Consider the following 26,284-nt stretch of genomic DNA (forward strand, 5'->3'; position numbering starts at 1 on the left):
CACCGCCGCTGTTATCGATTTGCGTACTTAATCGCAGTGATTGCTGCGGTGGTTCACTGATTCCCCGACGCTGGCGCATGGACCGCTTCCAAAGCCAGTTTCTTTTCAACAGCGGCAGCAATAAGAGGAGCCATTTCACGGAGCATATCTAAATTTCCGGTCTTCTCGTAAAGGCTTAGCCATTTGCGTCGAGGCCTCAATATCCGCTCATCATCCCTAAGCGGTAGCTTTTTCAGGGTGTTCTCAGCGCGCGCTCTAAATTCCGCAGGGACCGCGTCAGTCAATACCAACTGGAGAGACGGCAAACTGATCTCAAACCACCCCTCCTGCACTTCGAAGGGGTCCAATAAATCAGCAGCCACCTGCTTACTTTTAGAGCTGTTGATCCATCCATCAATAAATCGGTAGTTCGACCATTCATAGGCGAGCAACGGGTCTTCGTTGAAACTGATGCCGTGATCGACTGTACCGCTGGGAATATACATTGCGGCATAACCACATCGGTCATCAAACCCATCGGCAAGCGCATGCCTGAAAGGGGACCACAAGTCTCTCGGCCGCTCGGCTGTCGGGTTTGCTTTCAACCAGAGGTCGCCTGGCTTTCGACATTTCTCGTCAAATTTTTCAGGCTCGGGAATAGGGTTCAAAACGGGTGTCATGACCTTTTTCCTTTCGACCCTTTCTCGGGTTTTCCCTGAGACATTATCCATCGCGGCCAAAAGTCATCTAGGCCGGGCAAGACACGAACCAGTTCCTGATGAATAGCTGATTGCGTTGCCAAGTTTTCCGGCAACTCTTCCTTATCACCACGCATCCACGCTTCGGCGGCTTCGATAGCTTCCTCCGCTGCCACCGAGCGGGCCTGTTGCAAACCAAAAACGTCCGACACCAACCAGTTCACTACATCGCCCTGCTTGGACCATACCTCTTTGGTGATTCTGGCCTGCCCTCCTTCAAGATGAATATTGAAAACTGCATCTTTTTCTTCAATAAATTCAGGCTCGGCCGATGCCAATACCAAAGGGGAGTGGGTTGCCACAATCAGTTGTACAGCGACCTTCTCTTGCGTCATTTCCTCTACCACTTTAAGCAGGGCAGGGACGATTCGACGCTGCCATTGCGGATGCAAATGGCACTCGACTTCGTCGATCAGAAAGATGATCTCTTTGGCAGGGTTAACTTTTCGCTGTTTGCACGCTCGCTTATGACCGTTCCACGTCCAGACAATCATGTAGGCTAACGCAGCAATTCGACGCATACCCGCAGAGGCATGCACCAGCGGGACATCAAGGCCATATGGCATTCGCAAGGTTGGGTATTCGGTTTCATCCAGAGGACCAATATGGCAAGGCTCACCAGGCGACAACTTTTCAATGCCTGATGGAGACAGTGCATCCAGTGCCACAGTCAACTCTTTGAAAGAGGAGTCACCTGCGGTCCGCTGCCATCGGACCCAATCATGAATTAAGCCATTGCAGATATTGGTACCCTTTTCGGACACAGCGCCGTTCCATACCTCATCTGGAGAAAAGTTAAATGCCCGAATTTTTTCTTCAGTCCCGGCCTGTTGATCAGTCCAATAGTTACGCGCGGGGTCCCAAGCAGAGAAGCTGCCGTCTACTCCCGCATAAATAACGATTCCAGGGATGGAGGGACGCGCCTTCGGCTGACGCCAAACACCCTCTTTGAAATGGACTTCACCGGCTTTGTCCCCCGTCGTCACCTTGCTGAACGCAAACTCAATGCTGGCCGATCTCGACGACTCTCTAGGAATAGCCTCTGAGCCACGCGCCCATGTCCGCGTCAAAGCCCACCAGGCAGCATCCAGTAGGAAACTTTTACCAAGACCATTGTCACCCGTGATGAAGTTGAGGCGAGGTGCGAACTCAACCGGACCAAACTTTTCAGCAGGGCCGACACCTTTGAGAGACAAGAGCTTTAGCATTGCATTACCTTCTGGTTTGCCTGAGAGCCTGGGCTGGGTTAAGTGTCAACAAAGCGGATACAAACCCATCACTGTAAACAGCTTATAGGCATTCTGTGCATTCGAACTGTGGCAATGCTAATGCCAAACAATAACACTAGCTATCCCTTGCCCATCACAGCCTCAAAATGCATCCATCGGTAAACGCTCTGAAAACGACATGCTCATAGCCATCTGAGCCATTCCCGTGTTCCGCCCTTGCCGATGGGGGTCGACGGCTACCAGAATCCAAATCAATCCCCCCGCTCCCTTCACCAGGATAAACGTCATGATGCACGCGGATTTAATTGACCAGGATGACCTGCTGAACCAACTGCGCTCGCTGGGTTTCGAGGTGTCCAGCGGCGCCAGCGCCGAGCAGGCCTGTGAATGTGCGGTGCGCGGTTTGAGCGAGGCACGGGCCAAGGCGCTCAAGAAGATGGTTGAGCAGATGTACAGCGGCAGCGCGACGATTTTGCCGGCGGTGCGGCAGGCGATCGATAAGCAGTTGTTGCCGGCGCTGATGCAGTTCAAACAGAAATCCGGCGCCTGATAGACCGCTATCGGGGGCAAGCCCCCTTCCACACTCGAATTGTGAATACAGTCAAATGTGGGAGGGGGCTTGCCCCCGATGCAGGCGACGCGGTTTAGAGCCTTACACTGGCAAACGTCGACTCATTGCGCGCCTGGCTCAACGCCGACATCGGCCCCGACAACGGTGACAACACCAGCGCCGGCGGAATTGGCATCATCGCCACTTGCTGGGTGGTGTTGGAGCCGACGCGCTCATCCCGTGGCGGAATGCCGAAGTATTCGCGGTAGCACTTGGAGAAGTGCGGCGTGGACACGAACCCGCACACCGACGCCACTTCGATGATCGACATCGGCGTTTGCTTGAGCAACTGCCGTGCGCGAATCAGGCGCAGCTTGAGGTAGTAGCGCGACGGCGAGCAGTGCAGGTATTTCTGGAACAGCCGCTCCAGTTGGCGCCGCGACACGGCGACGTACACCGCCAGCTCATCCAGGTCGATCGGCTCTTCGAGGTTGGCTTCCATCAGCGCGACGATTTCCTGCAACTTCGGCTGGTTGGTGCCGAGCATGTGCTTGAGCGGCACACGCTGGTGATCCTGTTCATTGCGGATGCGCTCGTACACGAACATCTCGGAGATCGCCGCCGACAGTTCACGACCGTGGTCGCGGCTGATCAGGTGCAGCATCATGTCCAGCGGCGCAGTGCCGCCAGAGCTGGTGAAGCGGTTGCGGTCGAGGGTGAACAGGCGGGTGCTCATCGACACACGCGGGAAGGCTTCCTGCATCGACGCCAGGCATTCCCAGTGCACGCTGCAATCGAAGCCATCGAGCAGCCCGGCGCAGGCCAAGGCCCAACTGCCGGTACACACCGCGCCCAGGCGACGCGACTGGCGCGCCTGGCTTTGCAGCCACGACACATGTTCACGGGTGACGGTGCGCTGGATACCCACGCCGCCGCACACGATGACGGTGTCCAGGGCCGGGGCTTTGTGCATGGCGGCATCGGGCGTGATTTGCAGACCGTCGCTGGCCCATACCTGGTTACCGTCGACACTCAGGGTGGTCCAGCGATACAGCTCGCGGCCGGACAACTGGTTGGCCATGCGCAGCGGTTCCACTGCCGAAGCCAGGGAAATCAGCGTGAAATTGTCCAGCAGCAAAAAGCCGATGGATTGAGGCGCACGGTTCTGGGGTTGGGCCCCGGAGTTGAACGACGTCATCGCGGTATCTCCTCACACAAAGCGGGTGATGGCCTCAGGCGAGGCTCTTGTTATTGCGCTCTGCTCCAGCGCGGAGAGAGGCTTTGAATGGATAGAGCAAATGCCATGCCTAAATTTGAATGGCCATTCAATAACTCCTGAAAACGACCTCTTGATGTGTCTAGACAAGCCCCTGTGCGAAGTGCGGGATATGCCCCGAATCGAACGCAGAAGCGGCTCCGCTCAAGGGCCGTGAGCAGATCGGTAGCACTTGTGGGTAGGCGCTTTGAGGGCGAAGCAAGCGTCTGTCACCACAAGCACGGGTGACGGGTGGTCGAAGGCGAAAGTGTTTGGGGGGTACTTATCTGTTTGCGACGCGCTAAAAGGTGGCGCTTTTGGTTTTAGTGTTCACTTTATGAGCAGGGTTGTTTGGACTGGCGCTATCGGGGGCAAGCCCCCTCCCACAGGGGAACGCATTTCAAATGTGGGAGGGGGCTTGCCCCCGATAGCGGCGACACGGTCTCAACACTCAACCGCACTGACCGCCAACCCACCCCGCGAGGTTTCCTTGTACTTATCATGCATGTCCGCCCCGGTATCGCGCATGGTGCGGATCACCCGGTCCAGGGAGATGAAGTGCTGGCCATCGCCGCGCAGGGCCATCTGCGCCGCGTTGATCGCCTTCACTGCAGCAATCGCATTGCGCTCGATACACGGCACTTGCACCAGCCCGCCCACCGGGTCGCAGGTCAGGCCGAGGTTGTGTTCCAGGCCGATTTCGGCGGCGTTGCACAGTTGTTCCGGGGTGGCGCCGAGAATCTCTGCCAACCCCGCCGCCGCCATGGCGCAGGCTGAGCCGACCTCGCCCTGGCAACCGACTTCGGCCCCGGAGATCGACGCGTTCTTTTTGCACAGAATCCCCACCGCCGCCGCGCTGAGCAAATAGTCGACCACGTTGGCTTCGGTGACGTCGTCGCTGAACTTCATAAAGTAGTGCAGCACCGCCGGGATGATCCCCGCCGCGCCATTGGTCGGCGCGGTGACCATGCGCCCACCGGCGGCGTTTTCTTCGTTGACCGCCAGGGCGTACAGGTTGACCCACTCCATCGCGCTCAAGGTCGAGCCGATCACGTTGGGCTTGCCCAGCTCCTGCAAACTGCGGTGCAACTTGGCGGCGCGACGGCGCACATTCAGGCCGCCGGGCAGGATGCCTTCGTGCTTGAGGCCCTGCTCCACACACGCCTGCATGGCGCGCCAGAGCGTCATCAGGCCGCTGCGGATTTCATCTTCGCTGCGCCAGACTTTTTCGTTGGCCAGCATCAGTTCGGCAACACGCAGGTTGTGGCTGCTGCACAACTGCAACAGTTCCACCGCGCTGGAAAACTCATAGGGCAACTCGGTGCGATCCAGATCCGCCACGCCGCTTTGGGCCTGGGCTTCATCCACCACAAAACCGCCGCCGACCGAGTAGTAGGTATTGCGATGCAACTCGCCGTCATCGCCGAACACCACCAGGGTCATGGCATTGGGGTGGAACGGCAGGTTTTCGTCGAGCAGGCGCATGTCCCGGGCCCACACGAAAGGCACCGGCAAACGCCCGTCCAGCAGCAGCGTGTCGGTCTCGCGCAGGGTATGGATACGCAGGCCGATCTGCGCCGGATCGATTGCGTCCGGCCACTCGCCCATCAGGCCCATTATCGTGGCGGTATCACTGCCGTGGCCGATGCCGGTGGCCGATAGTGAGCCGTAGAGCTGAACTTCGACGCGCCGCACCTGTTCCAACAGTTCACGTTCACGCAACCGTTGAACGAACAACGCTGCGGCGCGCATGGGGCCGACGGTGTGAGAACTCGAAGGCCCGATGCCGATCTTGAACAGGTCGAAAACGCTGATAGCCATTGCCGTAGAACTCCTCGATAAGCACGGGCCAGGCTTGAACGAGGTGCTACGCTCAGATCGCCCAGACGGCCCAGATGGCGGCATCATCAGGCTTTTATCCGTCATCACGGCGTCTCACACCGACGCAACCATGCTCACCAGCGTCGCTCACGAGCAATGGCCTGTTTTGGGCGTTTTTAGCGGTGCAGATGGGCAAAAACAGCCGTTTAGCCGTGGGAAAAACCTGTAAACGACGTCACCGACACTGGATGCGACCCTGCCTGTACTGGATACGACGCCCCCTGTAGGCGTCAGATTTTCACTGGTACATGATCAGTCTCGACTCGTTTGCAAGGCACCGTGCCGCCGCTTCAAGGCACGCTCCAACCGCAACACTTATAAAGCGCGGCGAATGCCGCCAGAAAACACACAGGAGTCTAGCCCCATGAAAGGTTCACCCTCGTTGTTGTTGGCCGCCATGCTGAGTCTGCCAGTCCTGGCGCACGCTGCAGAACCGGCACAATGTCAGACCGTCAACTTCTCCGATGTCGGCTGGACCGACATCACCGTGACGACCGCGACCACCAGCGAAATCCTCAAGGGCCTCGGCTACAAGCCGCGCACCACGATGATTTCGGTACCCGTGACCTACAAGTCGCTGGCCGACGGTAAGAACATGGACATCTTCCTCGGCAACTGGATGCCGACCATGGAAAACGACATCAAGCAGTACCGTGATGCCGGCACCGTGGAAACCGTGCGCGCCAACCTGGAGAACGCCAAGTACACCCTGGCCGTTCCCGAGGCGCTGTATGACAAAGGCCTGAAAGACTTCGCCGATATCGCCAAATTCAAGGATGAGCTGGAAGGCAAAATCTACGGCATCGAACCCGGCAACGACGGCAACCGCACCATTCAAACGCTGATCGACAAAGACGCGTTTGGCTTGAAGTCGGCCGGTTTCAAAGTGGTCGAGTCCAGCGAAGCCGGGATGCTCTCGCAGGTCGAACGCGCCACCAAGCGCGGCAAGGCCATCGTGTTCCTCGGCTGGGAACCGCACCCGATGAACACCCGCTTCAAGATGAAGTACCTGACCGGCGGTGACGATTCGTTCGGCCCCAACTACGGCCAGGCCACCATCTACACCAACGTGCGCAAGGGCTACACCCAGGAATGCAGCAACGTCGGTCAGTTGCTGAAAAACCTGTCGTTCACGCTGAACATGGAAAGCACCCTGATGGGTAACGTCCTGGACGACAAGATGAAACCCGACGCCGCGGCCAAGGCCTGGCTGAAAAAGAACCCGCAAGTGCTCGACACCTGGCTCGCCGGTGTCACCACCGTTGATGGCAAACCTGGACTCGACGCCGTGAAAGCCTACCTCGCCAAGTAACACCGCTGACCCCGGGGCGGTGCGCTGCCCCGGGATGTTTTCCCCCCTCGCATGTGGACATTCACTACCATGCTGACTGAACAGAAAATCCCACTAGGCCAGTACATCGCTGCCTTCGTCGAATGGTTGACCCAACATGGCGCCAACTACTTCGACGCAATCGCATCGACACTGGAAACGATGATCCACGGCGTGACGTTCGCGCTGACCTGGTTCAATCCGCTGGCATTGATCGGTCTGATTGCGCTACTCGCTCACTTTATTCAACGTAAATGGGGCCTGACGGTGTTTGTCATCGCCTCCTTCCTGCTGATCCTCAACCTGGGGTACTGGCAGGAAACCATGGAGACCCTGGCGCAGGTGCTGTTCGCCACCCTGGTCTGCGTGGTCATCGGTGTGCCGCTGGGCATTGTTGCCGCGCACAAACCGCTGTTCTACACCCTGATGCGGCCGGTGCTCGATCTGATGCAGACCGTACCGACCTTCGTCTACCTCATCCCTACCCTGACCCTCTTCGGGCTGGGTGTGGTCCCCGGGTTGATTTCCACGGTGGTGTTCGCGATTGCCGCGCCGATCCGCCTGACCTACCTGGGTATCCGCGATGTACCGCAAGAGTTGATGGACGCCGGCAAGGCCTTCGGCTGCTCGCGCCGTCAGTTGCTCTCACGCATTGAACTGCCCTACGCCATGCCGAGCATTGCGGCCGGCATTACCCAATGCATCATGCTGTCGCTGTCGATGGTGGTGATCGCGGCCCTGGTGGGTGCCGACGGCCTCGGCAAGCCGGTGGTCAACGCACTGAACACCGCCGACATCGCCCTGGGCTTTGAAGCCGGCCTGGCGATTGTGCTGCTGGCCATCATGCTCGACCGCATCTGCAAACAACCCGACGCCAAGAAAGTAGGGGGTGATGCATGAGCATTATCCGATTCGACAATGTCGACGTGATCTTCTCCAAAGACCCACGCGAAGCGCTCAAGCTGCTGGACCAGGGCATGAGCCGTAACGAGATCCTGAAAAAAACCGGCCAGATCGTCGGTGTTGAAAAAGCCAGCCTGGACGTGGAAAAAGGCGAGATCTGTGTGCTGATGGGCCTGTCAGGCTCCGGCAAGTCGAGCCTGCTGCGCTGCATCAACGGCCTCAACACCGTCAGCCGTGGCCAGTTGTTCGTCGAGCATGAAGGGCGCCAGATCGACATCGCCTCCTGCACCCCGGCCGAGCTGAAAATGATGCGCACCAAACGCATCGCCATGGTGTTCCAGAAGTTCGCCCTGATGCCCTGGCTGACGGTGCGCGAGAACATCAGCTTCGGCCTCGAAATGCAGGGCCTCCCGGAGAAAGACCGGCGCAAGCTGGTGGACGAAAAGCTCGAACTGGTGGGCCTGAGCCAATGGCGTAACAAGAAGCCGGACGAACTCTCCGGCGGCATGCAGCAGCGCGTCGGCCTGGCCCGCGCGTTGGCGATGGACGCCGACATCCTGCTGATGGACGAACCCTTCTCCGCCCTCGACCCGCTGATCCGCCAAGGCCTGCAGGATGAGCTGCTGGAACTGCAAAGCAAGCTGAGCAAGACCATCGTGTTCGTCAGCCACGACCTCGACGAAGCCCTCAAGCTCGGCAGCCGCATCGCGATCATGAAAGACGGCAAGATCATCCAGTACAGCGTGCCGGAAGAGATCGTGCTGAACCCGGCGGATGACTATGTGCGCACCTTCGTCGCGCATACCAACCCGCTGAACGTGCTGTGCGGGCGCAGCCTGATGCGCACACTGGACAACTGCAAACGCGTCAACGGCTCGGTGTGCCTCGATCCGGGCGGCGACTCGTGGCTGGACCTCGCCGAAGGCAACACCATCCAGGGCGCGCGCCAGAATGGCGTGGTGATGAACCTGCAGAACTGGGCACCGGGGCAACCCGTGGAAGGCCTGGGCCGCGTGCCGACACTGGTGGACTCGAACATCGGCATGCGCGATGCGTTGCAGATTCGCTACCAGACGGGGAACAAGCTGGTGTTGCATGACAACAACAAGGTGGTGGGGATTCTTGGCGACAGCGAGCTCTACCATGCGTTATTAGGCAAAAACCTGGGCTAACAAACACCGCATAACAACTGTGGGAGGGGGCTTGCCCCCGATGGCGGTGTATCAGCAACAGATGAGCTGACTGACACACTGCAATCGGGGGCAAGTCGAATCGTCGCACCGCCCCTCCCACATTTTTTGCCCCAGTGGTGTCAGTGGGGACACCACCAGGCTTCAACCATCAGCTATAGACACGGCCAAGGAGCTGCCGATGGCTTTCAAACTGATCGAGCACGTCCCGGGTGATCTGTTCCTGGGCGAAGCCCATCAGGTCGTACTCCTGAGGCCCGTTGTGCAGGTACACCTCGGCACGGTAGTAACGGGTGCGCTCTGCCTCAGGCTGCTCGTCCGACGCCACCGCGTAGCCGTCCAGGCTCACTTCGTAGACAAACGGGTTGCCCTCTTCCATCTCGATGCGCACACCGATGCAACGCTTGGATTTGCCCAACAGCGTCTGCACCTCCAACCCCTGCTCGCGCAATGCCGTCGCCGCGTGTTCCAGCGCCGGCGTGACGTGCTTGTCCATAAAGCGCTGCACGGTGGACTGGCTCGGCTGCAGGTCCAGGGCGGTCAAGCGCTCGCTGAAACCACGACGGCCACGCTCGGCCAATTGCGCCTGCTCCAGCTCCGTCGCCGCGTCCTGGCGCATCGCTTTGTGCAAACCGAACATAAACACAATCAGCACCACCGAGAACGGCAGCCCCGCCAGCACCACCATGGTTTGCATGGCTTCGAAGTTACCCGCGAACAGCAGGCCGATGGTCACCAGGGTGATCACTGCCGACCAGAAGATCCGCAGCCAGTGCGGCGCATCTTCGTCCACGTTGCCGCCTTTGCAGGAAAGGTTGGCCATCATCACCGCGCCGGAATCCGCCGGGGTCAGGAACAGTACAAAGCCGACAAAGATCGACACACCGATGACGATTTTCGACGCCGGGTAATGCTCCAGCAACTGGTAGATGGCCATCGACGGTTGTTCCAGCGCCGTCTTGCCCAACTCCACCGCGCCCTGGTTCAACACCAGGTCCAGGGCCGAGTTACCGAAGATCGACAACCACGCCAGGGTGAAGCCCAGCGGGATCAGCAGCACGCCGGCCACCAGTTCACGCACCGTGCGACCACGGGAAATCCGCGCGATGAACATGCCCACGAACGGCGCCCAGGAAATCCACCAGGCCCAATAGAACAAGGTCCACAGGCCCATCCAGCGTTCGGTCTTGTCGGCGTCGCCTGCGTACACATACAGGTCGAAGGTTTTCAGGATGATGCCGTTGAGGTAGTCACCGGTGTTCTGCACCAGGCCGTTGAGCAGGTGCAAGGTCGGGCCGAACAACAGCACGAAGATCAGCAAACCGCTGAACAACACGATGTTGAGGTTGGACAGGCGACGAATGCCGTTTTCCACCCCCGACACCGCGGCGATGGTCGCCACGGTGCTCATCACGATGATCACGATCAGCAGGTTGGTGTTGCTGTGCTGCATGCCGAACAGGTTTTCCAGGCCGGACGACACCTGCATCGCGCCGATACCGAGGTTGGTCACCAGGCCCAGCAGGGTCACGAACATGCCGAATCCGTCGACCGCGTGGCCGGCCGCGCCTTTGACCCAACGCTCGCCCACCAGTGGGTACAACGCCGAACGCAGGGCCAGCGGCTGGTTGTGCCGATAGGCGAAGTACGCCACGGCCAGGCCGACCAGGGCATAGATCGCCCAGCCGTGCAGGCCCCAGTGCAGGAACGTCAGTTGCAACGCCTGGCGCGCCGCGCCGTTGCTGGCGGCCGCGCCTTCGGGCGGGTTGAAGTAATGGTCCAACGGCTCCGATGCGCCGAAGTACAGCAGCGAGATGCCGATACCCGACGAGAACAGCATGCCGGCCCAGGCGCCGTAGCTGAAGTCCGGGGTGTCGTCCTTACTGCCCAGTTTCAACTTGCCGTAGGACGAAAACGCCAGGCCGACCACGAATACCAGGTAGGCGGCGATCACCACCATGTAGTACCAGCCGAAACTTTTCGATAACCATGCCTGCGCCACGCCGAGCATCCGGCCGGCCTCTTGCGGGGCAATGATCAAAATGGCGGTCAGCAACAGAATCAGCGCGGTGGAGGTGTAGAACACCCAACCGTTGACCCGCACCTTTTCCGGTGGGGTCTTTATTAGAGAGGCAGAACTCATGGCGCAGATGCTCCAGGCAGTGCGAGAGAGAAACACAAGGCAACGGTGATCCCGTGCTCATCGATTTTTCGGCAGTCGACGGACGGGTGTTATAAAGACACCCCGAAAATTCTTGAGGCCGCCGAGGCGGTGTTCAGGCTCTGAAATGGCCTGTTTCAAGGGTTTTTGCAGGTGTCAGATGTCGCTACTTACCCGTAGGAAATACCGGCAGGCAGCGGCAATTTGTCGCAGAGCTTATTCTTTGTTGATTGAACGTTCAATCAAAACAAAATAGACTGGCCATCAAGTCGACGGACGTTATCGCCCGCCGGCAGGCCTGAGGAGAGGTACTCCATGCCCAAGGTCGGTATGCAACCCATACGCCGCCAACAACTGATCGAAGCCACGCTGACGGCCATCGATCAAGTCGGAATGGGAGATGCCAGCATTGCGCTGATCGCCCGTTTGGCCGGTGTTTCGAACGGCATCATCAGTCACTACTTCAAGGACAAGAACGGCCTGATCGCCGCGACGATGCGCTACCTGATGAACGTGCTGATCGAGAACGTCCATGAACGCAGGCTGGCGCTGAAGGATGACAGCCCGCGGGCACACATTCAGGTAATCATCGGGGGCAACTTCGATGCCAGCCAGGTCAATGGACCGGCAATGAAAACCTGGCTGGCCTTCTGGGCCGCCAGCATGCATCACCCGTCTTTGCACAGGTTGCAGCGGATCAACGATCAACGTCTGTATTCCAACCTGTGCTGCCAGTTCCGCCGCGTATTGCCGCTGCCCGACGCACGCAGCGCAGCCCGAGGCCTGGCGGCCTTGATCGACGGTTTGTGGTTGCGCGGCGCCCTGTCGGGAGATGAGTTCGACACGGAGCAGGCGCAACGGATCGCTTACGAATACATGGATTTCCAATTGGCCAAGCAGGTGAGTTAGAGCACACATACCCGCTCAACCCCTGAACGTCTGCCGCTCAGTGTTGCCACCCCCTTATGGCCCACTTTGCGGCGGGTAACGCCAACCACTTATGCACTTGCGAGGACTTTATGGCCCGTTTCGACCTGCAAAAACTCTACATTGACGGCGGCTACAGCGATGCCGGCAGCGATGCCACCTTCGAAGCCATCAACCCGGCTAACGGTGAAGTTCTCGCCAAAGTGCAACGCGCCACGAAAGATGACGTTGAACGTGCCGTGGTCAGCGCGGAAAAAGGCCAGAAAATCTGGGCCGCCATGACCGCCATGGAGCGTTCGCGCATCCTGCGCCGTGCCGTCGACATCCTGCGCGAGCGCAACGACGAACTGGCCGCTCTGGAAACCCTGGACACCGGTAAATCCTTCTCCGAAACCAAGTACGTCGACATCGTCACCGGCGCCGACGTGCTGGAATATTACGCAGGCCTGGTGCCAGCCATCGAAGGCGAGCAGATCCCACTGCGCGACACTTCCTTCGTCTACACCCGCCGCGAGCCGCTGGGCGTGGTCGCCGGTATCGGCGCGTGGAACTACCCGATCCAGATCGCCTTGTGGAAATCCGCACCGGCCCTGGCTGCCGGTAACGCGATGATCTTCAAGCCCAGCGAAGTCACCTCGCTGACCACCCTGAAACTGGCCGAGATCTACACCGAAGCCGGCGTTCCAGCCGGTGTGTTCAACGTCTTGACCGGCAGCGGCCGTGAAGTCGGCACCTGGCTGACCGAGCACCCGCGCATCGAGAAAGTCTCGTTCACCGGCGGCACCGACACCGGCAAGAAAGTCATGGCCAGCGCTTCCAGCTCCTCGCTCAAAGAAGTGACCATGGAACTGGGCGGCAAATCGCCGCTGATCGTGTTCGAGGACGCCGACCTGGATCGTGCCGCCGACATCGCGATGATGGCCAACTTCTACAGTTCCGGTCAGGTCTGCACCAACGGCACCCGCGTGTTCGTACCCAAGCATCTGCAAGCCGCGTTCGAAGCCAAGATCGCCGAGCGTGTTGCGCGCATCCGCATTGGCGACCCGCAGGATGACAACACCAACTTCGGCCCACTGGTCAGCTTCGCCCACATGGAAAGCGTGCTCGGCTACATCGCCAAAGGTAAGGCAGAAGGTGCTCGCGTGCTGTGCGGCGGCGAACGCCTGACCGAGGGCGACTTCGCCAAAGGCGCCTTTGTTGCCCCGACCGTGTTCACCGACTGCACCGACGAGATGACCATCGTCCGTGAAGAAATCTTCGGCCCGGTGATGAGCATCCTCACCTATGAGACGGAAGAAGAAGTGATCCGCCGCGCCAACGACACCGACTTCGGCCTCGCCGCCGGCCTGGTGACCAAGGACCTGAACCGCGCCCACCGCGTCATTCATCAGTTGGAAGCCGGTATCTGCTGGATCAACGCCTGGGGCGAGTCCGACGCGAAGATGCCGGTCGGCGGCTACAAGCAGTCGGGCGTGGGCCGTGAGAATGGGATCAGCTCGCTGAACAACTTCACCCGCATCAAATCAGTACAGGTTGAGTTGGGCGATTACGCCTCGGTGTTCTAAAACCGAGCCTTGCGTTGCCTGTGAGGCCGCTATCGGGGGCAAGCCCCCTCCCACCTTTGACTGTGTAAACCCGATCAAATGTGGGAGGGGGCTTGCCCCCGATGAGGCCCGACCTGACCACACTTCAAAGAGGGTGCATTCAATGTCCCAAGAATACGACTACATCATTGTGGGTGCCGGCTCCGCCGGTAACACCCTGGCGACCCGTCTGACCGAAGACGAAGGCGTCACCGTCCTGCTGCTGGAAGCCGGCGGTCCTGACTACCGTCTCGACTTCCGTACCCAGATGCCCGCCGCCCTCGCGTTCCCGCTGCAAGGCCGCCGCTACAACTGGGCCTACGAGACCGATCCAGAGCCACACATGGACGGCCGCCGTATGGAATGCGGGCGCGGCAAGGGCCTGGGCGGTTCCTCGCTGATCAACGGCATGTGCTACATCCGTGGCAACGCCATGGACTACGACAACTGGTCGAAACTGCCCGGTCTGGAAGACTGGACGTACCTGGATTGCCTGCCATATTTCCGTAAAGCCGAAACCCGCGACATAGGCCCCAACGACTACCACGGCGGCGACGGCCCGGTCAGCGTGACCACGCCCAAAGCCGGCAACAACCCGCTGTTCCACGCCATGGTCGAAGCCGGCGTGCAGGCCGGTTACCCGCGCACCGAAGACTTGAACGGCTACCAGCAGGAAGGCTTCGGCCCGATGGACCGGACCGTCACGCCAAACGGCCGGCGCGCCAGCACCGCACGCGGTTACCTGGACACGGCTAAAAAGCGCGCCACCCTGACCATCGTCACCCACGCCCTGACCGACAAAGTGCTGTTCGAAGGCAAGCGTGCGGTCGGCGTGCGTTACCTGATCGGCGCCGCCGAAGAGCGCGTGGAAGCCCGCGCCCGCAAAGAAGTGCTGGTGTGCAGCGGCGCCATCGCGTCGCCGCAACTGCTGCAACGCTCCGGCGTCGGCCCGGCCAAACTGCTCGAAAGCCTCGACATCCCGGTGGTCCACGACCTGCCCGGCGTCGGCGAAAACCTGCAGGACCACCTTGAGCTGTACCTGCAATACGCCTGCACCCAACCGGTGTCGCTGTACCCGTCGCTGCTCTGGTACAACCAACCGGCCATCGGTGCCGAATGGCTGTTCAACGGCACCGGCATCGGCGCCAGCAACCAGTTCGAAGCGGGCGGTTTTATCCGTACCCGTGAAGACTTCGATTGGCCGAACATCCAGTACCACTTCCTGCCGGTGGCGATTAACTACAACGGCAGCAACGGCGTGAAAGAGCACGGTTTCCAGGCGCACATGGGCTCCATGCGTTCGCCGAGCCGTGGTCGCGTGCAGTTGAAGTCGAAGAACCCACGGGACTACCCGAGCATCCTCTTCAACTACATGGCCACCGAGCAGGACTGGCAAGAATTTCGCGATGGCATCCGCCTGACCCGTGAAATCATGCAGCAGCCGGCACTCGACGCCTTCCGTGGCCGCGAAATCAGCCCGGGTATCGACGTGCAAACCGATGAGCAGTTGGACACGTTCATCCGTGAGCACGCCGAAACCGCGTTCCACCCGTCCTGCTCGTGCAAGATGGGCAGCGACGAGATGGCCGTGGTGGATGGCGAAGGCCGTGTGCATGGCATGCAGGGCCTGCGGGTGGTCGATGCGTCGATCATGCCGATCATCACCACCGGCAACCTGAACGCGCCGACGATCATGCTCGCCGAGAAAATCGCCGACAAGATCCGGGGCCGCCAGCCATTGCCGCGCAGCACCGCCGACTACTACGTGGCAGGCGATGCGCCGGTGCGGGGCAAGCCGATGCGTGAAGTGGGGCCGACTGCGCAGTAACCGTGTCGCCTCCATCGGGGGCAAGCCCCCTCCCACACTTCGATTTGTGAATACATTCAAAATGTGGGAGGGGGCTTGCCCCCGATGAGGCCCTATCTGACACCGCAAGACCTCCCGCCTGCCTACACTCTCCTTGATCCGCGCCCCAGCCCAGGCCTACTCTGTTTGTCTGCCTGCGCTGAGCCGCCCACAAGGAAGGCCCTATGTTCGAACACCACGCCACACTCAAAAAACATTTCAGTGCCCTGCGCACCACCGCCGACTTCTTCTCCCTGCGCTACGTGCGCGAATCCGGCCACTACCTGTCGGTGCGCAAGAACGTCGCCGCACCGCCGCACCTGAACCACGACGAAGGCGCCATGCTCACCGTGCGCGTCAACGGGGTCGAAGCCTACGCCGCGACCCACGATATTTCCCTGCCCGGCCTGCAAGCTGCGCTTGAGCGTGCCGAACAGCAGGCGCGCCTGATCAAGCCCCATGCCCTGCTCGACCTGCGCGATCAACAGGTTTCCAGCGATGTCGCCGACTACCTGTCACCCAACCTTGCCCAGGCCTTTCCGTCCCTGAGCGACTGCTACCAGTTGCTCGGCGATGAGTCCGCTGCCGTGCCCCAGGACGAGCGCCTGGTGAACTGGGAAGTCAGCCTCGGCTTGACCCACGTCGAGCAGATCTACCTCAACAGTGCCGGTGCCGAGCTGCGCCAGGCCCAGCGGTTTGTATTCCCCGGCGTCAACGTCACCGCCTACGACGGCAACGACAGCCAGTCGCGCACCTTCGGTGGCACCAACTTCGGCCAGCAAGGCGGCTTCGATGTGATCGACCGCTTCGGCCTCGTCGGCGCCGCGCCGCGCATTGCCGACGAAGCCTTGCAATTGCTGCTGGCGCCGAACACGCCCCAGGGTCCGCGCGACCTGTTGCTGATGCCCGACCAGATGATCCTGCAGATCCACGAATCCATCGGCCACCCGCTGGAGCTCGACCGCATCCTGGGCGACGAGCGCAATTACGCCGGCACCAGTTTCGTCAAGGCCAGCGACTTCGGCCACCTGCAATACGGCTCCAAGCTGCTCAACGTGACCTTCGACCCGGACATTCCCGAGCAACTGGCCAGCTACAGCCATGACGACGACGGCACCGCCGCCAGCAAGCAATTCCTGATCCGTGAAGGGTTGCTGCTCAGGCCGCTGGGCGGGGCGTTGTCGCAATTTCGCGCAGGCATGAGCGGCGTCGCCAACAGCCGTGCCAGCAGTTGGAACCGCCCGCCGATCGACCGCATGGCCAACCTGAATATCGAAGCCGGCGACCAGAGCCTGGCGCAACTGATCGGCAGCATCGAACACGGCATCCTGATGTCGACCAACCGTTCGTGGTCCATCGATGATGCACGCAACAAATTCCAGTTCGGCTGCGAGTGGGGCCAGTTGATTGAAAACGGCGAGCTCAAGGGCGTGGTGAAAAACCCCAACTACCGGGCGATTTCCGCGCAGTTCTGGCGCAACCTCAGCGCCGTGGGCGACGCCAGCACCTTCAAGGTTCTGGGCACGCCGAACTGCGGCAAGGGTGAACCCAACCAGGTCATCCGCGTCGGCCATGCGTCGCCGGCCTGTGTGTTCAGCAACGTTGATGTATTCGGGGGAGATGCCTGATGAACAACTTCAAGGCATTGGTGGAGTGGCTCAAGCAGGCCATCACCGACAAGGAACAATTTCACCTGGGCTATGCCGCAGAGTCGTCCGAATTCGTGCGTTTCAACCACGCCAAGGTGCGTCAGGCCGGCCAGGTGCAACAAGCCAGCCTCAACCTCAAACTGATCAACGACGGCCGCCATGCCGACCTCAGCATCACCCTCGGCGGCGAACCGGCGCTGGACCGCCAGCGCCTCGCCGATGGCCTGCAACAACTGCGCGAAACCTTGCCGTTGCTGCCCCACGATCCTTACCTGTTGCTCAACCACAACGCCTGGCAAAGCCACAACGAACAGGCCCGGCCACTGCCCGAGCTGAGCCAGGTGCTGGAAGACATCAACCAGGCGGCACACGGCGTCGATCTGGTCGGCTTCTACGCCGCCGGCCCGATCAGCCGTGGCTTCGCCAGTTCCGATGGCGCGTTTGGCTGGCATCAGGCCAATAGTTTCAACTTCGACTTCAGCCTGTTCCACGCCAACGGCGAAGCGGTCAAAGCCAGTTACGCCGGCAACGAATGGAACAGCGCCGAGTTCGCCCGCCGCTTCCAACAGGCTCGCGAACAGCTGGAGTTCCTCGGACGGCCACTGCACACGCTGGCGCCCGGCGAGTACCGCGCCTACCTGGCGCCGGCAGCCCTGGAAGAAATCGTCAGCCTCATCACCTGGGGCGGTTTTTCCGCCCAGGCCATCGCCAGCAAAAGCAGCTCGCTGCAGCGGCTGTATGCCGGCGAGCAGTCGTTGAGCACGCTGGTGACGGTGGATGAGCACATCAGCGGTTCCCTCAGCCCGGCGTTCTCCAGCGAAGGCTACCCGTGCAGTGACGTCACGCTGATCCACGCCGGCCAGGGCGCCGGCCAACTGGTCAATTCGCGCAGCGCCGCCGAATACGGCCTCAGCGCCAACGGCGCCAGCGGCGACGAATCCCCCAGCGCGTTGCAGATGGCGGCGGGCAGCCTGACCCAGGCCGATATCCTCAAGCAATTGGGCACCGGGCTGTATATCAGCAACCTGTGGTACCTGAACTACTCCGACCTGCCGGCGGCGCGCCTGACCGGCATGACGCGGTTCGCCACGTTCTGGGTGGAGGACGGCGAGATCAAGGCGCCGGTCAGCACGATGCGTTTTGATGACAGCGTCTACAGCCTGCTCGGCTCACAACTCGAAGCGCTGACCGCCGAGCGCGAATTGCTGCTGTCGGCCAGTACCTACAGCCAGCGCAATACCGCGTCCAATCTGTTGCCGGGGGCGTTGGTCAAGCGACTGACCCTGACCCTGTAACCGACAGTAGTCTGCTTGTGGGTGGGGGCTTGCTCCCTCCCACATTGCTTTGTGTTGATTTCAGACGTCCTGTTTCAACATGTCCTACAACTAAATCAGACCCCTCTCACCGCCCGCCCAAGGCCGGTTGTCGCCTGCAAAAAACCTCGTTATAACGGTTGGTGGCATCCTGCCATCCAACCCACGTGCCCGCACGTGATGTATGACCTTGCCTGGTAAACGGCAAGCTGGAGCGTTGACATGAACCATGGAAGTTTTGTCATTGAAAAGCTGTTCAAGCACTACAACGTTCATGTTGAGCAGCTAGGAAACGATTCGGAAAAGAAGACCGTGCTGTTGGTCAACGGCGCGCTGTCCACCACCCGCTCATTTGCCCGTACCAGCAAATGCCTGGCCGAGCATTTCAATGTATTGCTGTTCGACCTGCCGTTCTCCGGTTATTCACGCGAGCACAACACCGACCTGGACCTGGTGACCAAGGACGACGAGGTACAAATCCTGCGGGCGCTGGTGGAGCGTTTCCAGGTCAACCACTTGGTGTCGGCCTCATGGGGCGGCATCTCCACGCTGCTGACCCTGGCACACAACCCGCCCTCCATCGAAAGCTCGGTGGTGATGGCGCTGGCGCCGAACCTCAACCCGGCGATGCTCGACTACGTCGAGCGGGTGCGCGTGCTGATCGAGGCCGATGACAAGTCCGCCGTCGGCCATTTGCTCAACGAAACGGTGGGCAAATACTTGTCGCCGCGGCTCAAGCGCAACAACCATCGGCACCTGTCGAACATGGCCACCACCGAATACCGCCAGGCGCGCTTTCATATCCACCAGGTGCTGGCGATGGGCGATGGCAACTACCTGCCGCAGCTCACCCGGATCGAAACACCGGTGCATTTCCTCAACGGCACGCTGGACGAATACACCCCGGCCACCGAAGCCCGACTGTTCAAGCAATACGTAGGCCGCAGCAGCTTTGCCGTCGCCGAACATACCGGGCATTTGCTCGACCTGGAGTCCCGCGAGGCGGCGCTGGCGGTCCACCGGGCGCTGCTGGATTTCCTGGTGGGCGAGCACGCGACGCTGTCGGATTTAGACGAACCTTCAGTGGGAAAAGGAGCGACGAATGACGCATAATCGCCGACACATAGCCTCCTAACAAAAGGGATCCCATGCCGAATCGCGCCCCTCTCGATGCCAAGACCGCCCGCTGGCTACCCTGGGTGGTCGCGATTGCCTTCTTCATGCAATCGCTGGATGGGACGATTCTCAACACGGCACTGCCGGCCATGGCCCGGGACCTCGCAGAGAACCCGCTGCGCATGCAAGGGGTGGTGATCGCCTACATGCTCACCGTCGCCTTGCTGATCCCGGCGTCGGGCTGGATCGCCGACCGCTTCGGCACCAAGAAAATCTTCTTTGGCGCGATCATGCTGTTCAGCATTGGCTCGCTGCTGTGCGCGCTGTCCAGCAGCTTGACCATGCTGGTCGGCGCGCGGGTGGTCCAGGGCCTGGGCGGTGCGCTGATGCTGCCGGTCGGCCGACTCGTGGTGCTGCGCGCTTATCCGCGCTCCGAGCTGGTGCGGATCATGGGTTTCATCACCATCCCCGGCCTGCTCGGCCCGTTGCTCGGGCCGACCATGGGCGGCTGGATGGTGCAATACCTGACGTGGCACTGGATTTTCCTGATCAACCTGCCGGTGGGCATGATCGGCTGCTACGCCGTGTGGAAGTTCATCCCCGATCTGCGCGGCAGCGAACGCACGCGTTTCGATGGCGTCGGCTTCCTGCTGTTCGGCGCGGCGATGGTGCTGATCACCATCGCCATGGAAGGCCTGGGCGAATTGCACCTGCCGCACCTGCGGGTGATGTTGCTGCTGTTTGGCGGGCTGGCGTGCCTGGCGGCCTACTGGCTGCGCGCCGGGCATATCGATAACCCGCTGTTTTCGCCGGCGCTGTTCAAGACCCGCACCTTTGCGGTGGGCATCCTGGGCAACCTGTTCGCGCGCCTGGGCAGCGGCGCCTTGCCGTTTCTGGTGCCGTTGCTGCTGCAGGTGGCTTTGGGCTATTCACCCTCCCAGGCCGGGATGAGCATGCTGCCGCTGGCGGCGGCGGCGATGTTGGCCAAGTCTGTCGCACGGCCGCTGATCGAACGCCTGGGCTACCGCGTGGTATTGACCGGCAACACCCTGGCCCTGGGCCTGATGCTGGCGAGCATGGGCCTGGTCAGCGAGCAGACGCCCTACCCGCTGCTGCTGGGCATGCTGGCGGTACTGGGGGCAATCAATTCCTTGCAGTTCACCGCGATGAACACCGTCACCCTGATCGACCTCGACGATGCCCAGGCCAGCAGCGGCAACAGCTTGCTGTCGGTGGTGGCGCAACTGTCCCTGAGCCTCGGCGTGGCCTGCGCCGGTGCGCTGCTCGGCGGGTTTACCGCCGAGTCGGGCAATGACGGCGTGAGCACGATACTTGGCGCCTTCCAGTTGACCTTCCTCACCGTGGGCATCATGGCGATGCTGGCGGCGGCGATTTTCCTGCAACTGTCGCCAAAAGACGGCAAACGCATCGGCAACCGCGAGCACGACATCGAACACTAGCAGGCGTCTCGTCGAGAACTTGCAGGGAAAATCCCACGGGGCTGGTACACTGCGCGACATTTTGTTTTGCAGAGCCAGTCCCGTGACCACCATCGCCACCGCTTTTAATACGTTGCCGCTCTCCGCTGCCATGCTGGCTAACCTCGACTCGCTGGGTTATGCCGAGATGACGCAGATCCAGGCGCAGAGCTTGCCGGTGATCCTCAAGGGGCTGGACCTGATTGCCCAGGCCAAGACCGGCAGCGGCAAGACGGCTGCGTTCGGCATCGGCCTGCTGAACCCGATCAACCCGCGCTACTTCGGCTGCCAGGCCCTGGTGATGTGCCCGACCCGCGAGCTGGCCGACCAGGTGGCCAAGGAAATCCGTCGCCTGGCCCGCGCCGAAGACAACATCAAGGTGCTGACCCTGTGTGGCGGCGTGTCCCTCGGCCCGCAGATCGCCTCGCTGGAGCATGGCGCCCACGTCATCGTCGGCACCCCGGGCCGCATCCAGCAACACCTGCGCAAGGGTTCGCTGGTGCTCGACGGCTTGAACACGCTGATCCTCGACGAAGCCGACCGCATGCTCGACATGGGCTTCTACGACGCCATCGAAGACATCATCAGCAAGACCCCGGCCCGCCGCCAGACCCTGCTGTTCTCGGCCACCTACCCGGTGAGCATCAAGCAGTTGGCCTCGAAATTCATGCGCGCGCCGCAGCAAGTGAAGGCCGAAGCCTTCCACTCCGATGACCAGATCGAGCAACGCTTCTACGAGATCTCGCCGGAAGAACGCATGGACGCGGTGACCAAGGTGCTCGCGCACTTCCGCCCGGCCTCGTGCGTGGCGTTCTGCTTCACCAAGCAGCAAGTGCAGGAAACCGTCGATCACCTGACCTCCAAGGGCATCTCCGCCGTCGGCCTGCATGGCGACCTGGAACAGCGTGACCGTGACCAGGTGCTGGCGATGTTCGCCAACCGCAGCACCTCGGTACTGGTCGCCACCGACGTTGCCGCCCGCGGCCTGGACATCGATTCGCTGGACATGGTGATCAACGTCGAACTGGCCCGCGACTCGGAAATCCACATCCACCGCGTCGGCCGCACCGGCCGTGCCGGTGAGACCGGGATCGCTATCAGCCTGGTGGCGCCGTCTGAAGCACACCGTGCCCAAGCCATCGAGCAGTTGCAGAAATCGCCGCTGAACTGGGACCAGTTGGACAACCTCAAGCCGCAGAGCGGTGGCCCGCTGCTGCCGCAGATGAGCACCCTGTGCATCGCCGCCGGCCGTAAAGACAAGGTACGCCCGGGCGACATCCTCGGCGCACTGACCGGTGACGCCGGCATCCCCGGCGCCCAGGTCGGCAAGATCGCGATCTTTGATTTCCAGGCCTTCGTCGCCGTGGAACGCGGCGTCGCCAAGCAGGCGCTGCAGCGTTTGAATGACGGCAAGATCAAGGGCCGTTCGTTGCGCGTGCGGATCCTGTAAACGATCGCCCATCCCATGGAGATCCAATGTGGGAGGGGGCTTGCCCCCGATGGCGGTGTATCAGTCACCTGATTAATTGACTGGACCACCGCCATCGGGGGCAAGCCCCCTCCCACAGTTTTGATTGCATTTCAGATCAATATTTTGTGAGGACATTGCTGTGCGCTCGACCGAAGTTGTGATCATTGGCGCCGGCGCCGCAGGCTTGATGTGCGCACTGACCGCCGCCGGGCGTGGGCGCAAGGTGATGCTGATCGACCACGCGAACAAGGCCGGCAAGAAGATCCTGATGTCCGGCGGTGGCCGCTGCAATTTCACCAATATGTACACCGAGCCGGCGAATTTCCTCTCGCACAACCCGCACTTCTGCAAGTCCGCCCTGGCCCGCTACACCCAATGGGATTTCATCGGGCTGGTGGCCAAGCACGGCGTGCCGTACCACGAGAAGAAACTCGGCCAATTGTTCTGCGATAACAAATCCAGCGACATCCTCGGCATGCTGCTCGACGAGTGCATCCAGACCGGCGTGAGCCTGCACCTGGACACTTCGATTCAAGAGATTGCCAAACTCGACAGTGGCTACCAGTTGCAGACCACGTTGGGCGAGCTGTGCTGCGAGTCCCTGGTGATCGCCACCGGCGGTTTGTCGATTCCGACGCTGGGCGCAACCGGTTTTGGTTATCAGGTGGCCAGGCAGTTCGGCCACGAACTGCTGCCGACCCGCGCCGGGCTGGTGCCGTTCACCATCACCGACCAGCTCAAGGATTTGTGCGGCGAGTTGTCCGGCACCTCGGTGGACTGCCTGGTCAACTGCAACGGCCAGAGCTTTCGCGAGAACCTCCTGTTTACCCATCGCGGCCTGAGCGGGCCGGCGATTTTGCAGATTTCCTCCTACTGGGAATCCGGTGACACGGTCGAGATCAACCTGCTGCCCGACCACGACGCCCACGCCTGGCTGCAACAGCAACAGGCCGAGCGCCCCAACAGCGAGCTGAAAACCCTGCTGGGTGAGATCTTCACCAAGAAGATGGCCAACCTGCTGGCGGACACCTGGTTCGTGTCCAAGCCGATGAAGCAGTACACCCACGCCGAACTGGCCGACATCGCGCAAAAACTGGCGAGCTGGCAACTGGTCCCGGCAGGCACCGAGGGCTACCGCACCGCCGAAGTGACACTGGGCGGCGTGGATACGCGAGAAGTGTCGTCCAAGACCATGGAATCGCTGAAAAGCCCGGGCTTGTACTTTATCGGTGAAGTACTGGATGTGACCGGCCACCTCGGTGGTTTCAACTTCCAGTGGGCCTGGGCTTCCGGCTACGCCGCCGCGCAATATGCCTGAAGGATGTACTCGGTCAAAATGTGGGAGGGGGCTTGCCCCCTCCCACATTTTGATTTTCGGTGTGCCAGTGAGTAATTTTGTGCAGTGATGTGATCACCACCCTTGCCGCAGCGTCCCTGATAGCTCAATTTAGCGGCATCGTCCCGGAAGACTCCAGCCTTCATGTCATCGACCTCGTTCAACCACTCCATGCGGCGCCTGTGGGCGCTGGATAAATTCAGTTACAGCGTTCGGGTCTTCATCGCCCTCACCGGCAGCATGGCGCTGTGCTGGTACCAAGATGAAATGACGCTGCTGATCCCGCTGTTCCTGGGAATTATCGCCAGCGCCCTGGCTGAGACCGACGACAGTTGGCAAGGCCGCCTCAATGCCCTGGCGGTGACGCTGGTGTGTTTCAGCATTGCCGCGCTGTCGGTGGAGCTGCTGTTCCCCTACCCGTGGGCCTTTGCGGTCGCCCTGGCCCTGGCGAGTTTTGGCCTGACCATGCTCGGCGCCCTTGGCGAGCGGTATGGCGCGATTGCTTCGGCCACCTTGATCCTGTCGGTCTACACCATGATCGGCGTGGACCAACGTGGCGGCGCCGTTACGGATTTCTGGCATGAACCGCTGCTGCTGGTGGCCGGGGCCGCCTGGTACGGGGCGCTGTCGGTGCTGTGGCAGGTGCTGTTTTCCAACCAGCCGGTGCAGCAAAGCCTGGCGCGGTTGTTTCGCGAATTGGGGCATTACCTCAAGCTCAAATCGTCGCTGTTCGAGCCGATCCGCCAGTTGAACGTGGAGGCGCGACGCCTGGAGCTGGCCCAGCAAAACGGCCGGGTAGTGGCCGCACTGAATGCGGCGAAGGAAATCATCCTGCACCGCGTCGGCAATGGGCGGCCGGGCTCGAAGGTCAGTCGTTACCTCAAGCTGTACTTCCTGGCCCAGGACATCCACGAACGCGCCAGTTCGTCCCACTACCCCTACAACGCCCTGGCCGAGGCCTTCTTCCATAGCGATGTGCTATTCCGCTGCCAGCGCCTGCTGCGCCAGCAAGGCAAGGCTTGCGAGGCCCTGGCCGAGTCGATCCAACTGCGCCAGCCGTTCATCTATGACGCCAGCTTCGCCGAAGCCCTGGGCGACCTGAACGCGTCCATGGAACACCTGCGCATCCAGAGCAACCCGGCCTGGCGCGGTCTGCTGCGTTCCTTGCGTGCGCTGGCGGCCAACCTGTCGACCCTCGACCGCCTGCTGGGCGACGCCAGCAACCCTGACGCGCTGGCCGACGCCACTGACAGCAACCTGCTCGATCGCGCCCCGCGCAACCTCAAAGAAATGTGGACGCGCCTGCGCACCCAACTCACGCCGACCTCGCTGCTGTTCCGCCACGCCTTACGCCTGGCCCTGGCGTTGACCATCGGCTATGGCACCCTGCACGCGATCCACGCCTCCCAGGGCTACTGGATCATCCTCACCACCCTGTTCGTCTGCCAGCCCAACTACGGCGCCACCCGGCGCAAGCTCGGCCAGCGGATCATCGGCACAGCCATCGGTCTCACCGTGGCCTGGGCACTGTTCGACCTGTTCCCCAGCGCCCTGGTGCAATCGATGTTCGCCATCGCCGCAGGCCTGGTGTTCTTTATCAACCGCACCACCCGCTACACCCTGGCCACGGCGGCAATCACCTTGATGGTGCTGTTCTGCTTCAATCAGGTGGGCGATGGCTACGGGCTGTTCCTGCCACGGTTGTTCGACACCTTGATCGGCAGCGTGATTGCCGGCCTGACCGTGTTCCTGTTCCTGCCGGACTGGCAAGGCCGGCGCCTGAACAAAGTGCTGGCCAACACCCTGACCTGCAACAGCATCTACCTGCGCCAGATCATGCAGCAATACGCCGCCGGCAAACGCGACGACCTCGCCTATCGCCTGGCCCGACGCAATGCACACAACGCCGATGCGGCGCTGTCCACCACCCTGGCGAATATGCTGATGGAGCCGGGGCACTTTCGAAAGGAAGCCGATGTGGGCTTCCGCTTCCTGGTGCTGTCCCACACCTTGCTCAGCTACCTGTCGGGGCTCGGCGCACACCGCGAAACCCAACTGCCGGCCGACGTGCGCGAGCACTTGATCGACGGCGCGGGGAAAACCCTGGCGGCGAGCATCGACGAAATCGCCACGGGGCTGGCCAGTAAACAGCCGATCGCGATTCAGAGCGATGCCGAGGAAGCGTTGGCCGCCGAGCTGGAACAGATGCCCGATGAGATCGATGAAGGACAGCGTTTGGTGCAGACGCAACTGGCGTTGATTTGCCGGCAGTTGGGGCCATTGCGCACCCTGGCGGCGCACCTGATCAAAGACACCAGCGCGGAGTAGG

19 protein-coding genes are annotated in these 26,284 nt (G+C 61.1%); 14 read left to right on the forward strand and 5 right to left on the reverse strand.

Features of this window, described 5'->3' with window-relative positions; all coding sequences use genetic code 11:
* Nucleotides 1-53: 53 nt before the first annotated feature.
* Both J2Y83_RS26645 and J2Y83_RS26650 read right to left on the reverse strand, forming a co-directional pair.
* Nucleotides 54-659, reverse strand: coding sequence for a hypothetical protein (locus tag J2Y83_RS26645; RefSeq protein WP_253399812.1), 606 nt, complete (start codon nt 657-659; stop codon nt 54-56).
* Complete coding sequence (locus tag J2Y83_RS26650) at nt 656-1,945, reverse strand: AAA family ATPase (RefSeq protein ID WP_253399814.1); 1,290 nt, start codon at nt 1,943-1,945, stop codon at nt 656-658. Before J2Y83_RS26650 ends, J2Y83_RS26645 begins: the two co-directional genes overlap by 4 nt.
* A gap of 307 nt (nt 1,946-2,252) precedes the next feature.
* On the opposite strand from J2Y83_RS26650, the gene J2Y83_RS26655 reads away from it, so the two are divergent.
* Nucleotides 2,253-2,516, forward strand: coding sequence for a hypothetical protein (locus J2Y83_RS26655; protein ID WP_247397743.1), 264 nt, complete (start codon nt 2,253-2,255; stop codon nt 2,514-2,516).
* 94 nt (nt 2,517-2,610) lie between these two features.
* Here the strand turns inward: J2Y83_RS26655 and J2Y83_RS26660 are convergent, their stop codons facing one another.
* Together J2Y83_RS26660 and J2Y83_RS26665 are read right to left on the reverse strand one after the other, a co-directional pair.
* On the reverse strand, nt 2,611-3,714 hold the full coding sequence (locus J2Y83_RS26660; RefSeq protein WP_017844931.1) for a GlxA family transcriptional regulator: 1,104 nt from the start codon (nt 3,712-3,714) through the stop codon (nt 2,611-2,613).
* Nucleotides 3,715-4,215: 501 nt separating this feature from the next.
* Nucleotides 4,216-5,592 (reverse strand): L-serine ammonia-lyase, encoded by a 1,377-nt coding sequence (locus J2Y83_RS26665; protein ID WP_253399816.1) that lies wholly within the window; start codon nt 5,590-5,592, stop codon nt 4,216-4,218.
* A gap of 424 nt (nt 5,593-6,016) precedes the next feature.
* Between J2Y83_RS26665 and J2Y83_RS26670 the strand changes: the two genes are divergently transcribed.
* The 3 genes from J2Y83_RS26670 to choV all read left to right on the forward strand — a co-directional run bounded on the left by J2Y83_RS26670 (nt 6,017) and on the right by choV (nt 9,057).
* The gene (locus tag J2Y83_RS26670) at nt 6,017-6,964 is read left to right on the forward strand and encodes a choline ABC transporter substrate-binding protein (protein ID WP_247397752.1); all 948 of its coding nucleotides are present in this window, start codon (nt 6,017-6,019) and stop codon (nt 6,962-6,964) included.
* Between the two features lie 69 nt (nt 6,965-7,033).
* Nucleotides 7,034-7,882, forward strand: a complete 849-nt coding sequence (choW, locus tag J2Y83_RS26675) for a choline ABC transporter permease subunit (protein ID WP_247397755.1) — start codon at nt 7,034-7,036, stop codon at nt 7,880-7,882.
* The gene (choV, locus tag J2Y83_RS26680; protein WP_253399819.1) at nt 7,879-9,057 is read left to right on the forward strand and encodes a choline ABC transporter ATP-binding protein; all 1,179 of its coding nucleotides are present in this window, start codon (nt 7,879-7,881) and stop codon (nt 9,055-9,057) included. Before choW ends, choV begins: the two co-directional genes overlap by 4 nt.
* Before the next feature lie 169 nt (nt 9,058-9,226).
* On the opposite strand, the gene J2Y83_RS26685 is transcribed toward choV, so the two are convergent.
* Nucleotides 9,227-11,161: a BCCT family transporter gene (locus tag J2Y83_RS26685; protein ID WP_253400450.1), complete on the reverse strand. Its 1,935-nt coding sequence runs from the start codon at nt 11,159-11,161 to the stop codon at nt 9,227-9,229.
* Nucleotides 11,162-11,551: 390 nt separating this feature from the next.
* Between J2Y83_RS26685 and betI the strand changes: the two genes are divergently transcribed.
* The 10 genes from betI to yccS all read left to right on the forward strand — a co-directional run bounded on the left by betI (nt 11,552) and on the right by yccS (nt 26,283).
* A complete protein-coding gene (betI, locus tag J2Y83_RS26690; RefSeq protein WP_253399821.1) occupies nt 11,552-12,145 on the forward strand; it encodes a transcriptional regulator BetI in 594 nt (197 codons plus the stop codon).
* Between the two features lie 110 nt (nt 12,146-12,255).
* On the forward strand, nt 12,256-13,728 hold the full coding sequence (betB, locus tag J2Y83_RS26695; RefSeq protein ID WP_253399823.1) for a betaine-aldehyde dehydrogenase: 1,473 nt from the start codon (nt 12,256-12,258) through the stop codon (nt 13,726-13,728).
* Between the two features lie 142 nt (nt 13,729-13,870).
* Nucleotides 13,871-15,574, forward strand: a complete 1,704-nt coding sequence (betA, locus tag J2Y83_RS26700; protein ID WP_253399825.1) for a choline dehydrogenase — start codon at nt 13,871-13,873, stop codon at nt 15,572-15,574.
* A gap of 203 nt (nt 15,575-15,777) precedes the next feature.
* Nucleotides 15,778-17,220, forward strand: coding sequence for a TldD/PmbA family protein (locus J2Y83_RS26705; RefSeq protein WP_253399827.1), 1,443 nt, complete (start codon nt 15,778-15,780; stop codon nt 17,218-17,220).
* Nucleotides 17,220-18,536, forward strand: a complete 1,317-nt coding sequence (locus tag J2Y83_RS26710) for a TldD/PmbA family protein (protein WP_253399829.1) — start codon at nt 17,220-17,222, stop codon at nt 18,534-18,536. Before J2Y83_RS26705 ends, J2Y83_RS26710 begins: the two co-directional genes overlap by 1 nt.
* Before the next feature lie 240 nt (nt 18,537-18,776).
* Nucleotides 18,777-19,667, forward strand: a complete 891-nt coding sequence (locus J2Y83_RS26715; RefSeq protein WP_253399831.1) for an alpha/beta fold hydrolase — start codon at nt 18,777-18,779, stop codon at nt 19,665-19,667.
* A 35-nt stretch (nt 19,668-19,702) separates the two neighbouring features.
* Nucleotides 19,703-21,130, forward strand: coding sequence for a multidrug transporter subunit MdtD (gene mdtD / locus J2Y83_RS26720; RefSeq protein ID WP_253399833.1), 1,428 nt, complete (start codon nt 19,703-19,705; stop codon nt 21,128-21,130).
* Between the two features lie 130 nt (nt 21,131-21,260).
* Entirely contained in the window at nt 21,261-22,598 is a 1,338-nt protein-coding gene (dbpA, locus tag J2Y83_RS26725) for an ATP-dependent RNA helicase DbpA (RefSeq protein WP_247397788.1), read from the forward strand.
* Nucleotides 22,599-22,758: 160 nt separating this feature from the next.
* On the forward strand, nt 22,759-23,937 hold the full coding sequence (locus tag J2Y83_RS26730; RefSeq protein WP_253399835.1) for an NAD(P)/FAD-dependent oxidoreductase: 1,179 nt from the start codon (nt 22,759-22,761) through the stop codon (nt 23,935-23,937).
* 162 nt (nt 23,938-24,099) lie between these two features.
* Nucleotides 24,100-26,283: a YccS family putative transporter gene (yccS, locus tag J2Y83_RS26735; RefSeq protein WP_253399837.1), complete on the forward strand. Its 2,184-nt coding sequence runs from the start codon at nt 24,100-24,102 to the stop codon at nt 26,281-26,283.
* Nucleotide 26,284: the final 1 nt, after the last annotated feature.

This window comes from Pseudomonas marginalis, from assembly GCF_024169655.1.
Lineage (GTDB): Bacteria > Pseudomonadota > Gammaproteobacteria > Pseudomonadales > Pseudomonadaceae > Aquipseudomonas > Aquipseudomonas paraveronii.

Bases quoted from the DNA above. Each gene is read 5' to 3' on its own strand.
- yccS (WP_253399837.1), top strand. From the start codon at position 24,100: ATGTCATCGACCTCGTTCAACCACTCCATGCGGCGCCTGTGGGCGCTG.
- J2Y83_RS26660 (WP_017844931.1), bottom strand. From the start codon at position 3,714: ATGACGTCGTTCAACTCCGGGGCCCAACCCCAGAACCGTGCGCCTCAA.
- betI (WP_253399821.1), top strand. From the start codon at position 11,552: ATGCCCAAGGTCGGTATGCAACCCATACGCCGCCAACAACTGATCGAA.
- J2Y83_RS26650 (WP_253399814.1), bottom strand. From the start codon at position 1,945: ATGCTAAAGCTCTTGTCTCTCAAAGGTGTCGGCCCTGCTGAAAAGTTT.
- J2Y83_RS26710 (WP_253399829.1), top strand. From the start codon at position 17,220: ATGAACAACTTCAAGGCATTGGTGGAGTGGCTCAAGCAGGCCATCACC.
- betA (WP_253399825.1), top strand. From the start codon at position 13,871: ATGTCCCAAGAATACGACTACATCATTGTGGGTGCCGGCTCCGCCGGT.
- betB (WP_253399823.1), top strand. From the start codon at position 12,256: ATGGCCCGTTTCGACCTGCAAAAACTCTACATTGACGGCGGCTACAGC.
- J2Y83_RS26705 (WP_253399827.1), top strand. From the start codon at position 15,778: ATGTTCGAACACCACGCCACACTCAAAAAACATTTCAGTGCCCTGCGC.
- dbpA (WP_247397788.1), top strand. From the start codon at position 21,261: ATGCTGGCTAACCTCGACTCGCTGGGTTATGCCGAGATGACGCAGATC.
- J2Y83_RS26670 (WP_247397752.1), top strand. From the start codon at position 6,017: ATGAAAGGTTCACCCTCGTTGTTGTTGGCCGCCATGCTGAGTCTGCCA.
- choV (WP_253399819.1), top strand. From the start codon at position 7,879: ATGAGCATTATCCGATTCGACAATGTCGACGTGATCTTCTCCAAAGAC.
- J2Y83_RS26665 (WP_253399816.1), bottom strand. From the start codon at position 5,592: ATGGCTATCAGCGTTTTCGACCTGTTCAAGATCGGCATCGGGCCTTCG.
- J2Y83_RS26655 (WP_247397743.1), top strand. From the start codon at position 2,253: ATGATGCACGCGGATTTAATTGACCAGGATGACCTGCTGAACCAACTG.
- choW (WP_247397755.1), top strand. From the start codon at position 7,034: ATGCTGACTGAACAGAAAATCCCACTAGGCCAGTACATCGCTGCCTTC.
- J2Y83_RS26645 (WP_253399812.1), bottom strand. From the start codon at position 659: ATGACACCCGTTTTGAACCCTATTCCCGAGCCTGAAAAATTTGACGAG.
- mdtD (WP_253399833.1), top strand. From the start codon at position 19,703: ATGCCGAATCGCGCCCCTCTCGATGCCAAGACCGCCCGCTGGCTACCC.
- J2Y83_RS26715 (WP_253399831.1), top strand. From the start codon at position 18,777: ATGAACCATGGAAGTTTTGTCATTGAAAAGCTGTTCAAGCACTACAAC.